The organism is Pseudomonas sp. GLN_2 (assembly GCF_043106005.1).
GTDB classification, from domain to species: domain Bacteria; phylum Pseudomonadota; class Gammaproteobacteria; order Pseudomonadales; family Pseudomonadaceae; genus Aquipseudomonas; species Aquipseudomonas alloputida.
In genome coordinates, this window is record NZ_JBICMC010000102.1 from 39,759 (window position 1) to 51,141 (window position 11,383).

Below are 11,383 nucleotides of genomic sequence, written 5' to 3' on the forward strand. Positions count from 1 at the left end.
TGATGCCCCGCTCACCGGGATGGGCGATTTAGTCCCAAAGCGTGACCGTTAAGTCAATCGTTTCTAAACATTTCGCGACTTTGGTCTAAGACGCCACCTGCGCTACAGGATAATGACAATCCTATAAATCCAAAATGACTGTTTTATGAATTTGTAAGACTTTTAAGGAATATATTAGGAACCTTTACTGCCATTCGTTGTAGCTGCGACCCATTTAATAACTTTTGGTTATTTGCAAACGTTTGCTCATAACCTAATGCCAAATCGTTCTATCGGGACTAAACGCCTCGCACGCCTCTCTGATTTGGGTCATGGCGCACTCACCCCTTGTTCGCCTGCGAAACGCCTGGCTTTAAAGCGTTTGGCTCCTAAGCTAATGCAAAAAAGTTATTTATTTTAATTTTCTTAGATCATTTAGCCTTCTCGTCATCCAACCCGACTTGCCTGACGAGAGGTTCAACCATGATCCCGCACGCTCCGCTGCGCCTGTTCGCCGCCCTGACCCTCGCCAGCACCAGCTGGTTGGCCCAGGCAGCCGACCTGACAGTGGCCTACCAGACCACTGTCGACCCGGCCAAAGTGGCACAGGTCGATGGCGACTACGAAAAAGCCAGCAAGGCCAGCATCGACTGGCGCAAATTTGATAACGGCGCAGACGTGATCACTGCCGTGGCCAGCGGCGACGTGCAGATCGGCTACCTGGGCTCCAGCCCGCTGGCCGCTGCCGCCACCCGCAAGCTGCCGGTTGAAACCTTCCTCATCGCTACCCAGATTGGCGCGGGTGAAGCGTTGGTGGCCCGTGACAGCATCAAGTCGCCGCAAGACCTGATCGGCAAGAAGGTCGCCGTCCCGTTCGTGTCCACCGGGCATTACAGCCTGCTTGCCGCACTGAAAAGCTGGAATATCGATCCTTCCAAGGTACAGATTCTCAACCTGGCGCCGCCGGCCATCATTGCCGCCTGGAAGCGCGGCGACATCGATGCGACCTACGTGTGGGACCCGGCCCTGGGCGTGGCCAAGGAAAACGGCAAGGTCCTGATCACCTCCGGCGAACTGGCCCAGAAAGGCGCGCCTACCTTCGATGCCTGGATCGTGCGCAAGGACTTCGCCGAGAAACACCCTGATGTGGTCAAGGCCTTTGCCAAAGTCACCCTCGATGCCTACGCCGACTACCGCAAGGACCCGAAAGCCTGGCTGGCCGACAAGGGCAACGTAGACAAGCTGGTGAAGCTGTCCGGTGCCAAGGCCGGCGACATCCCGGTGCTGCTGGAGGGCAACGTCTACCCCCTGGCCGCTGACCAGGCCAACGCCCTGGGCGCGCCGACCACCCAGGCGCTGACGGACACCGCCAACTTCCTCAAGCAGCAAGGCAAAGTCGAAGCAGTGCTGCCGGACTACTCGCCGTACGTCAGCGCCAAGTTCCTTCCAAACTGATCCGGAGCCCGTCATGGCCTTGCTCGAGCTGGAGCGCATCAGCGCACAGTACCCAGGCGCCAGCACCCCGGTGCTGGCCGACATCAACCTGAGCCTGGGACCACGCCAACTGCTGGTGGCCCTGGGGCCTTCCGGCAGCGGCAAGACCTCACTGCTCAACCTGATCGCCGGCTTCGTCGCCCCCAGTGGCGGTCACATCACCCTCGATGGTGTGCCGGTGCAGGGCCCCGGTGCAGAACGCGGCGTGGTGTTCCAGGACGATGCCCTGCTGCCATGGCAGAACGTGCTGGGCAATGTCGCCTTCGGCCTCGAACTGGCCGGCGTATCCCGCGCCCAGCGTGAGGCCAAGGCCCGCGAGATGCTCACCCTGGTCGACCTCGATGGCTTCGGCGAACGGCGTATCTGGCAATTGTCCGGTGGCCAGAAGCAGCGCGTGGGCCTTGCCCGGGCGCTGGCGGCCGACCCTCGGGTACTGCTGATGGATGAACCGTTCGGTGCCCTCGATGCCTTCACCCGTGAGCAGATGCAAGAGCTGCTATTGCAAGTTTGGCAACGCACCGCCAAGCCGGTGTTCCTGATTACCCACGACATCGAAGAAGCGGTGTTCCTCGCCAGCGAACTGGTACTGCTGGCGCCCAACCCGGGACGCGTAGTGGAACGCCTGCAGCTGAACTTCGGCCAGCGCTATGCCGCTGGCGAATCGGCCCGGGCCATCAAGTCCGATCCAGCCTTCATCGAAACCCGCGAGCATGTGCTGGCGCGGGTGTTTTCCCAACGCCAAAGCCTGCAGGAGCGCGCATGAGCAGCCTGGACCTGCCGGTCGCCGGCAAACACAACGCCCAAACCCGGCCAGCCGCCACGCTACGCCGCCCACTGTCCACCCGCTGGATCAGCACCCTGACCCTGGCCAGCCTGCTACTGGTCTGGTGGCTGGTGACGGCTGCCGGTTGGGTAGAGCCCCTGTTCCTGCCCTCGCCCGGCGACATCCTGGCCAAGGCATGGACCTTGCTGACCCAAGGCTACATGGATGCCAGCCTGTGGCAGCACCTGGGCGCAAGCCTGGGCCGCATCGGCCTGGCGCTGGTGGCTGCGACCCTGACCGCAATACCCGTCGGCATCGCTATCGGCTACAACCGCGTGGCCCGCGGCATTTTCGACCCGCTGATCGAGTTCTACCGGCCCATCCCGCCGCTGGCCTACCTGCCGCTGATCGTCATCTGGTGCGGTATCGGCGAGTTGTCGAAAGTGCTGCTGATCTACCTGGCAATCTTCGCCCCCATCGCCATTGCCACAGCCACCGGTGTGCGCACGGTAGATCCGGCCAAGCTGCGCGCGGCGCAGTCGCTGGGCGCAACCAAGGCCCAACTGATCCGCCACGTCATTTTGCCCAGTGCATTGCCTGACATCCTTACCGGCATCCGCATTGGCCTGGGGGTCGGCTGGTCGACCCTGGTGGCTGCCGAACTGATCGCCGCCACCAGCGGCCTGGGCTTCATGGTGCAATCGGCGGCGCAGTTTCTGGTCACCGACGTGGTGGTGCTGGGCATCCTGCTGATCGCCCTGATCGCCTTCGCTCTGGAAATGAGCCTGCGTGCCCTGCAACGCAAGCTGGTGCCCTGGCATGGGCAGATTCACTGAATTCCATTGTCCACGCCAGCACACTGGCGCCCGATTGAAGAGACCGACATGAGCCTGACCATCACTCCCCTAAGCCCAGCACTCGGCGCCCAGATCAGCGGCGTGGACATCAGCCGCGATATCAGCGCAGAAGAGCGCGATGCCATCGAACAGGCACTGCTCCAGCACCAGGTGCTGTTCCTCCGCGACCAGCCGATCAACCCGGAACAGCAGGCGCGCTTTGCCGCACGCTTCGGCGACCTGCACATCCACCCGATTTACCCCAACGTGCCGGACACCCCGCAGGTGCTGGTGCTCGACACGGCGGTTACCGATGTGCGCGACAACGCCGTGTGGCACACCGACGTGACCTTTTTGCCGACCCCGGCACTGGGCGCGGTACTCAGCGCCAAGCAATTGCCTGCTTACGGTGGCGATACCCTTTGGGCCAGCGGCATTGCGGCCTTCGAGGCCTTGTCGGCGCCGCTGCGTGAAATGCTGGGCGGGCTGACCGCGACCCACGACTTCACCAAGTCGTTCCCGCTGGAGCGCTTTGGCACCACGCCGCAAGACCTGGCGCGCTGGGAGGCTACCCGGCGCAACAACCCGCCGCTGTCGCACCCGGTGGTGCGCACGCATCCAGTGAGCGGGCGCAAGGCGTTGTTCGTCAATGAAGGGTTCACTACACGCATCAATGAACTGAGCGAACTGGAAAGCGATGCGCTGCTGAGGCTGCTGTTCGCCCATGCGACGCGACCGGAGTTCAGCATTCGCTGGCGTTGGCAGGAGCATGACGTGGCGTTCTGGGACAACCGCGTAACCCAGCATTTTGCGGTGGATGATTACCGGCCGAACCGGCGGGTGATGCACCGGGCAACCATCCTTGGGGATGCACCCTTCTAGCGGTTGCCCGCCCTGCCCCCTCCCGCAGGTACGACACAGGGTTCGAAACCGGTGCCGTGCCTGTGGGCAAGCCCGCGAAGAGGCCAGGACAGGAGAGCTTGGTCAGCGGACCAGGTGCAGGTACTGCATGTGCCGCTCGTACTGGTCGAGGATGTCGTTGATGATCTGCTCCTTGCTGTAGCCCACCAGGTCATAGTTCTGGCTGCCTTCGCTCAGGTGCACCTCCGCCCGGTAATAGCGGCGGTTCTTCAACTCCTGCGTACCCAGCCCCCCCAAGGCGAACGATGGTGTGAAATAGCCACGCATCTGCACTTGATAAATGAACGGCTGTTCCTCGCCATGGCCAATCTTCAGGCTGACGTTGTCATGGCTAGGGTCGTCCTGGGTAATCAGCACCAGGCCTTTCTGCTCGAACACTTCACGCACATCGGCAATCGCCGGGCGCACCACATCATCCATGAAACGGTACACCTCATCACGTGACGGGAAGTGCACCGCCTGGCTCAGGCGCTGGCGCCAGCCGCCACGGCCGCGACGTGACTGGGCGAAGGGGGCCAGCGAGTGCATCTGCGCGATCTGCCGCTGCGACTCCAGGTAGAACGCCTTGTGCAGCCCCCACATCATGCACAGCAGAATGAGCGAGAACGGCAGCGACGTCAGCACCACTGCCGACTTCAGCGAATCAATGCTGCCAGCGAACAACAGCGCACTGGTGATCAGTGCAGTCATCGCCCCCCAAAAGATACGCAGCCAGTTCGGCCCATCTTCATCAGCGTCACCGCCCTTGGCCGACAAGGTCGACAGCACCACGGTGCCCGAGTCGGCCGAGGTGACGAAGAACACGAAGCTGATGAACACCGTGGTGGCGATGACTGCCTTGCTCCAGGGGTAGGTTTCCAGCAGCAGGTACAGGCTCATCGACGGGTTATCCAGCGCCGACTGGCCCAGTGCGGTCATGCCGTGGTTGATCACCTGGTCCAAGGCGCTGTTGCCGAAGATCGACATCCACGCCAGGGTGAAGCCCAGCGGAATCAGCAGCACGCCAAAGACGAACTCGCGGATGGTACGGCCACGGGAGATGCGGGCGATGAACAGGCCCACGAACGGCGCCCAGGCAATCCACCAGGCCCAGTAGAACACGGTCCAGCCGCCCAGCCAGCCGCGGTTTTCACCATAGGCATACACGTCGAAGCTCTTGCGCGGCAACGCACCCAGGTAGTCGCCCAGGTTCTGGATGAGCGTGTTGAACAGGTGCTGGGTAGGCCCGGCGAACAGCACGAACAGCAGCAGCGCACAGGCCAGGAACAGGTTGATGTCGCTCATCACCCGCACCCCCTTCTCCACCCCGGCCACGGCTACGGCCACAGCCGCGCCCATCATCAGGGTGATGAGGATCACCTGCACCCACTGGCTGTGGCTGATGCCGAACAGGTAGTCCAGACCGGCGTTCAGATGCAGCACCCCAAAGCCCATGTCGGCGCCCAGGCCGAACACCGTGGCGATGATGCCGAAGCCATCCACCGCATAACCGATCGGGCCGTTGATGCGCTTGCCAATCAGCGGGTACAGCGCCGAACGCAGGGCCAGCGGCAGGTTATGCCGGTAGGCGAAATAGGCCAATGCCATGCCGACGAAGGCGAACACCCCCCAGCCATGCAGGCCCCAGTGCAGGAACAGGATCTGCATCGCCTGGCGCCCGGCCTCGACCGTGCCGGCTTCGCCTTGGGGCGGTTGCAGCATGTGGGTCAGCGGTTCGGAGACACAGAAGAAGAACAGCGTGATGCTGATGCCGGCGGCGAACAGCATGCCTGCCCACGACAGGTAGCTGAACTCGGGTTCGTCGTGGTCGGCACCGAGTTTGATCTTGCCATAGCCAGACAAGGCGGTGACCACCACGAAGACCAGGTACAGCGTCATCGCCAGCATGTAGTACCAGCCGACCGTGTTGGCCGCCCAGTTCTGCGCCGCCAGCAACCAGTCACCTGCGGCTTGCGGGTTGGAGATGACTACCAGGCCAAAGATGAGGATGAAACTCGCCGCAAAGTAGAACACCGGGGGGTTCATGCGGATCTTGCCATTGGCAAGGGAAGGGTTTGGTGCACTCATAGGGCGTGCACCTCGTCGAATGACGTGAGGTTCGGAATGAACGGGTTCAGCAAAGGAATCCTCCTGTTGAACACCGGCAGCGGACCAGCGTTTTTCATTGAACAAGCGTTCAAGTTAAACATGGATCGGATTTCAATGCGAATTGGGGCGCTGATTGGTGTCGTCCTGTTCCGGCCTCTTTGCGGGTGGACCCGCACCTACATTTGGTACGTTCGGTGTAGGCGCGGGCTTGCCCGCGAAGAGGCCAGCACAGGCAACTGCACTGCGGGATCAGTTCTTGTCCTGGCAATCCAGCTGCAGGTTGGCCTGAGTAATGTTGCTTTCAGCCGGCACACTGCGAGTTAGCCACACATTACCGCCAATGGTCGAACCCTTACCGATGGTAATACGCCCCAGCACCGTGGCGCCGGCATAGATCACCACATCGTCCTCGACGATCGGGTGGCGTGGCAGGCCTTTATGCAGCGTACCCGACTCATCGCTGGGGAAACGCTTGGCGCCCAGGGTCACCGCCTGGTAGATGCGCACGCGCTCGCCGATGATCGCGGTTTCACCAATGACCACACCCGTACCATGATCGATGAAGAAGCTCGGGCCGATCTGCGCCCCCGGGTGAATGTCGATACCGGTGGCCGAATGCGCCAGCTCCGAACTGATCCGCGCCAGCAGCGGCAGCCCTGCCTTATACAGGTGATGCGCCAGCCGGTGGTGGATGATCGCCAGGATGCCCGGGTAGCACAGCAGCACTTCATCGACGCTGCGCGCTGCCGGGTCGCCGTGGTAGGCGGCCAGCACATCGGTGTCGAGCAGAACGCGCAGTTCCGGTAGCGCAGCTGCAAAGCCTTGGATCAGGCTCAGCGCACGGGCGTCGACGCCCGCCAGCTCGGCCTTGCTTTGCCGTGCCGCGTAGCGAAGTTCAAGACGAGCCTGGGCCAGCAAGGCGGTCAGCGCGGCATCCAGGGTATGGCCGACGTAGAAGTCTTCACTTTCTTCGCGCAGGTCGACTGGCCCCAGGCGCATGGGGAACAGCGCGCCGCACAGTTGCTCCAGAATCTGTCGCATCGCTTCACGCGACGGCAGCTCGCGCCCGCCCTGCTCGCCAATACTGCGGCCATTACGGGTGCGCCATTGCTCACGGGCCCCGCGCAGGCCAGTGACAATGCTCTGCAACTGCCAATGCGCGGATGAAGGTTGTTCGCTCACGGTGTTCTCCTGCCGTATAGGCCATCTGATTTTGTTGCCAGGCCCGCGAAAAGGCCGAACCTGCCTGCTGCAATCCACTTTACGGCAAATCCGAGGCTTGGAAAAAACAACGCTTTATTCCATCCTGCACTAAGTCAGGCATAAGCCGCGATGACGGAGTGGGTATCGTCGCCTACCCTCAAAAGCAGCCAGCACCTGGCGCAAATCAAAAAAGGAATATTAAAGTTATTTTTTAGTATTTCCCGGCCTAATCAGCCAACCCTATAGTCGCCACCTCACTACCTAGACAACAAGCGCGGGGCTCTGACATGTCGAAATTCGCCAAACCGCTACTCAACGCCAGCCTGGCCCTCCTGTTGGGTGCCGGCCTGCTCAGCCAGGCTTTCGCCGGCGAGCAATTGAAGACCATCCAGGAAAAAGGCGTCATCAACGTCGGCCTCGAGGGCACTTACCCACCATTCAGCTTCCAGGACGAAAACGGCAAACTGACCGGCTTCGAAGTGGAGCTGTCCGAGCTGCTGGCCAAGGAGTTGGGGGTCAAGGCCAAGGTCCAGCCGACCAAGTGGGACGGCATCCTCGCCGCGCTGGAATCCAAACGCCTGGATGTAGTGGTCAATCAGGTGACCATTTCCGAAGAGCGCAAGAAAAAGTACGACTTCTCCGAGCCCTACACTGTCTCCGGCATCCAGGCACTGGTCCTGAAGAAAAAAGCCGAGCAGCTGAACATCAAGGGCGCACAAGATCTGGCCGGCAAAAAGGTCGGCGTAGGCCTTGGCACCAACTACGAACAGTGGGTGAAAAAGGACGTGCCGCAAGCCGATGTGCGCACCTATGAAGACGACCCAAGCAAGTTCGCTGACCTGCGCAACGGCCGCATCGACGCCATCCTGATCGACCGCCTGGCGGCGCTGGAATACGCGCAAAAAGCCAAGGACACCCAACTTGCTGGCGATGCCTTCTCGCGCCTGGAAAGCGGCGTGGCCCTGCGCAAAGGTGAGCCGGAACTGTTGGCAGCCATCAACAAGGCCATCGACAAGCTAAAAGCTGACGGCACGCTGGCCAAGCTGTCTGAGAAGTACTTCGGTGCCGATGTCACCAAATGATCGCTGAAAGCCTGCAACTCGTTGTCGACTCCGCGCCCTTCCTGCTGAAGGGCGCGGGTTATACGGTGCTGCTCAGTGTCGGCGGCATGTTCTTCGGTCTGGTGCTGGGCTTTGCCCTGGCGCTGATGCGGCTGTCGAAGATTCTGCCGCTGAACTGGCTGGCGCGGGTCTACGTGTCGTTCTTCCGCGGCACGCCGCTGCTGGTGCAGCTGTTCGTGATCTATTTCGGCATGCCGCAAATCGGCATCGAGCTCGACCCAATCCCCGCTTCGCTGATCGGCCTGTCGCTGAACATGGCGGCCTACATCTGCGAGATCCTGCGCGCAGCCATTTCCTCGATCGACCGGGGCCAGTGGGAAGCAGCCGCCAGCATCGGCATGACCCGCGTGCAAGCCATGCGCCGGGCGATCCTGCCACAGGCCTTGCGCACCGCGCTGCCACCGCTGGGCAACAGCTTCATCTCGCTGGTAAAGGACACTGCCCTGGCGGCAACCATCCAGGTGCCCGAGCTGTTCCGCCAAGCCCAGCTGATTACTGCGCGCACGTTCGAAGTGTTCACCATGTACGTGGCGGTCGCGGTCATCTACTGGGTGCTGTGCAGCATCCTTGCGCACTTCCAGAACCGCATGGAAGCGCGGGTCAACCAGCATGACCAGGAGCATTGAGCATGATTGAAGTCAAAGGCCTGACCAAGCGGTTCAAGGGCCAGACCGTGCTCAACGGTATCGACCTGACCGTGCAGCCCGGTGAAGTGGTGGCCATCATCGGCCCCAGTGGCTCGGGCAAAACCACCTTCCTGCGCTGCCTTAACCTGCTGGAAACCCCCGATGCCGGGCAGATCCAGATCGGCGCCATCAGCATCGATGCCAACCGCCCTTTGGGCGGGCAGCAGGGTGCGATTCGCCGTTTGCGCCAGCAGGCCGGGTTCGTGTTCCAGAACTTCAACCTGTTCCCCCATCGCACTGCCCTGGAGAACGTGATCGAGGGGCCGGTGATCGTCAAGAAGACGCCTCGCGAACAGGCCATCGAGCTCGGCCGGCGCCTGCTGGCCAAAGTCGGCCTGGCGGGCAAGGAAGACGCCTACCCACGGCGCCTGTCCGGCGGCCAGCAGCAACGCGTGGCCATCGCCCGTGCCCTGGCCATGGAACCGGAGGTAATCCTGTTCGACGAACCGACCTCGGCGCTGGACCCGGAGCTGGTCGGTGAAGTGTTGGCGACCATCCGCGGCCTGGCCGAGGAAAAGCGCACCATGATCATCGTCACCCACGAGATGAGCTTTGCCCGGGACGTGGCGAACCGGGTGATCTTCTTCGACAAGGGCGTGATCGTGGAGCAGGGCGAAGCCAAGGCCCTGTTCGCGGCGCCGAAGGAAGAACGTACCCGGCAGTTCTTGCGCAAGTTCCTCGGGACTGCGGCCTCCGAGTAAACCTGTTCCGGCCCTTTCGCGGGTAAACCCGCTCCTACAGTGAATGCACAGATCTTGAGGCATCTGTAGGAGCGGGTTTACCCGCGAAGAGGCCGGCACGCCCGTAACAAATCCCCCCTTCTATAAATATTCCAAAAAGTTAGTTCATAAAATTTTTATAAATCATTAGGGTATATAAACCGGACCACCGGACCAGCACACATCTGTCGCGATCAGCTGTAGCGACATAACTATTTTGTGAGGTCAGGAATGGTCAGGATCACAATCACCCCAGTGCGTAACGCCAGGGCATTGAGTGCAGCCAAGGAGCGGCACTGATGCCCAGCCAAGCCAACACCCAATTCCATAGCGATCTGGACAGCTCGCCCCCGCTGCTGCCGGCCAAGGTACTGCGCAACGACGCCGAAGCCCTGCAAGCGGCCCGCGAGCTGGCCGAGGTCGCCCGTGAGCAAGCTGCCCGGCGCGACCAGCAACGCAAACTGCCCTGGGCCGAAATCGAACTGTTTACCCGCAGCGGTCTGGGCAGCATCAGCGTACCCAAGGCCTACGGTGGCCCCGACGTATCGTTCGCAACCGTCGCCGAAGTGTTCCGCCTGATCAGCGCCGCCGACCCCGCCCTGGGGCAAATCCCGCAGAACCAGTTCGGCATGCTGCAACTGCTGCGCCTGACGGCCAGCGAGGCGCAGCAAGCGCTGATCTTCCGCAGCGTGCTCGACGGCTGGCGCATCGGCAATGCCGGGCCTGAACGTGGCACCAGGGATACCCTCACCCTCAACGCCCGAATCACGCGCGCCGGCGACAGCTTCCGCATAAGTGGCGAGAAGTTCTACTCCACCGGTGCCTTGTTCGCCCATTGGGTGGCGGTAAAAGCCCTCGACGACGAAGGCCGCCAGCGCCTGGCATTCGTGCGCCGGGGCAGCCCGGGGTTGCGCATTGTCGATGACTGGTCCGGGTTCGGCCAGCGCACCACCGCCAGCGGTACCGTGCTGCTGGACCAAGTGCCGGTGGACGCGGAACTGGTAATCGACAACTGGCGCCAGCGCGATATCCCCAACATTCAGGGCGCCGCTTCGCAGCTGATCCAGGCGGCGATCGATGCTGGCATCGCCGAAGCAGCTATCGATGATGCGATCACCTTCGTGCGCGAAAAGTCCCGGCCGTGGATTGAAGCCAACGTCGACCGTGCCAGTGACGACCCTTATGTAATTGCCGACATCGGCCGCCTGAAACTCGAACTGCACGCCGCCGAAGCGCTGTTGCGCAAAGCTGCTCGGGTACTCGACGAGGTCAACGCTGCGCCTATCGACGCAGCCAGCGCGGCACGTGCCTCGATTGCGGTGGCCGAGGCCAAGGTGCTGACTACCGAAATTGCCCTGCAGGCCAGCGAAAAGCTGTTCGAGCTGGCCGGCAGCCGCGCCACCCTTGCCGAGTTCAACCTCGACCGCCACTGGCGAAATGCTCGGGTGCACACCCTGCACGACCCGGTGCGCTGGAAGTACCACGCGGTGGGCGCTTACCACCTTAACGGCACCCTGCCTGCACGGCATTCCTGGATCTGATTTGCTGCCTTTGGGGCTGCTACGCAGCTCTT

At 61.9% G+C, this 11,383-nt stretch carries 10 protein-coding genes; 8 read left to right on the forward strand and 2 right to left on the reverse strand.

Features of this window, described 5'->3' with window-relative positions:
* Positions 1 to 462 precede the first annotated feature (462 nt).
* From tauA to tauD, 4 genes are read left to right on the forward strand one after another with little or no spacing between them, the layout of a single operon-like run.
* Complete coding sequence (gene tauA, locus ACF8Q6_RS24745) at positions 463 to 1,434, forward strand: taurine ABC transporter substrate-binding protein (RefSeq protein WP_392494014.1); 972 nt, start codon at positions 463 to 465, stop codon at positions 1,432 to 1,434.
* A gap of 13 nt (positions 1,435 to 1,447) precedes the next feature.
* Positions 1,448 to 2,236, forward strand: a complete 789-nt coding sequence (gene tauB / locus ACF8Q6_RS24750; protein WP_392494015.1) for a taurine ABC transporter ATP-binding subunit — start codon at positions 1,448 to 1,450, stop codon at positions 2,234 to 2,236.
* Positions 2,233 to 3,072: a taurine ABC transporter permease TauC gene (gene tauC, locus ACF8Q6_RS24755; protein ID WP_392494016.1), complete on the forward strand. Its 840-nt coding sequence runs from the start codon at positions 2,233 to 2,235 to the stop codon at positions 3,070 to 3,072. Before tauB ends, tauC begins: the two co-directional genes overlap by 4 nt.
* 48 nt (positions 3,073 to 3,120) lie before the next feature.
* Positions 3,121 to 3,954 (forward strand): taurine dioxygenase, encoded by an 834-nt coding sequence (gene tauD / locus ACF8Q6_RS24760; protein ID WP_392494017.1) that lies wholly within the window; start codon positions 3,121 to 3,123, stop codon positions 3,952 to 3,954.
* Positions 3,955 to 4,056: 102 nt separating this feature from the next.
* On the opposite strand, the gene betT is transcribed toward tauD, so the two are convergent.
* Together betT and epsC are read right to left on the reverse strand one after the other, a co-directional pair.
* Complete coding sequence (gene betT / locus ACF8Q6_RS24765) at positions 4,057 to 6,018, reverse strand: choline transporter BetT (RefSeq protein WP_010951610.1); 1,962 nt, start codon at positions 6,016 to 6,018, stop codon at positions 4,057 to 4,059.
* 312 nt (positions 6,019 to 6,330) lie between these two features.
* Positions 6,331 to 7,263, reverse strand: coding sequence for a serine O-acetyltransferase EpsC (gene epsC / locus ACF8Q6_RS24770; RefSeq protein ID WP_003255846.1), 933 nt, complete (start codon positions 7,261 to 7,263; stop codon positions 6,331 to 6,333).
* A 308-nt stretch (positions 7,264 to 7,571) separates the two neighbouring features.
* Here epsC and tcyJ point away from each other — a divergent pair, with 308 nt between their 5' ends.
* The 4 genes from tcyJ to ACF8Q6_RS24790 all read left to right on the forward strand — a co-directional run bounded on the left by tcyJ (position 7,572) and on the right by ACF8Q6_RS24790 (position 11,351).
* The gene (gene tcyJ, locus ACF8Q6_RS24775; protein WP_392494018.1) at positions 7,572 to 8,366 is read left to right on the forward strand and encodes a cystine ABC transporter substrate-binding protein; all 795 of its coding nucleotides are present in this window, start codon (positions 7,572 to 7,574) and stop codon (positions 8,364 to 8,366) included.
* Positions 8,363 to 9,031, forward strand: a complete 669-nt coding sequence (gene tcyL / locus ACF8Q6_RS24780; protein ID WP_003255849.1) for a cystine ABC transporter permease — start codon at positions 8,363 to 8,365, stop codon at positions 9,029 to 9,031. The genes tcyJ and tcyL overlap by 4 nt, the downstream gene beginning before the upstream one ends.
* A gap of 2 nt (positions 9,032 to 9,033) precedes the next feature.
* Positions 9,034 to 9,792, forward strand: a complete 759-nt coding sequence (tcyN, locus tag ACF8Q6_RS24785) for an L-cystine ABC transporter ATP-binding protein TcyN (RefSeq protein WP_003255850.1) — start codon at positions 9,034 to 9,036, stop codon at positions 9,790 to 9,792.
* A 317-nt stretch (positions 9,793 to 10,109) separates the two neighbouring features.
* Positions 10,110 to 11,351: an SfnB family sulfur acquisition oxidoreductase gene (locus ACF8Q6_RS24790; RefSeq protein ID WP_392490625.1), complete on the forward strand. Its 1,242-nt coding sequence runs from the start codon at positions 10,110 to 10,112 to the stop codon at positions 11,349 to 11,351.
* Positions 11,352 to 11,383 lie beyond the last annotated feature (32 nt).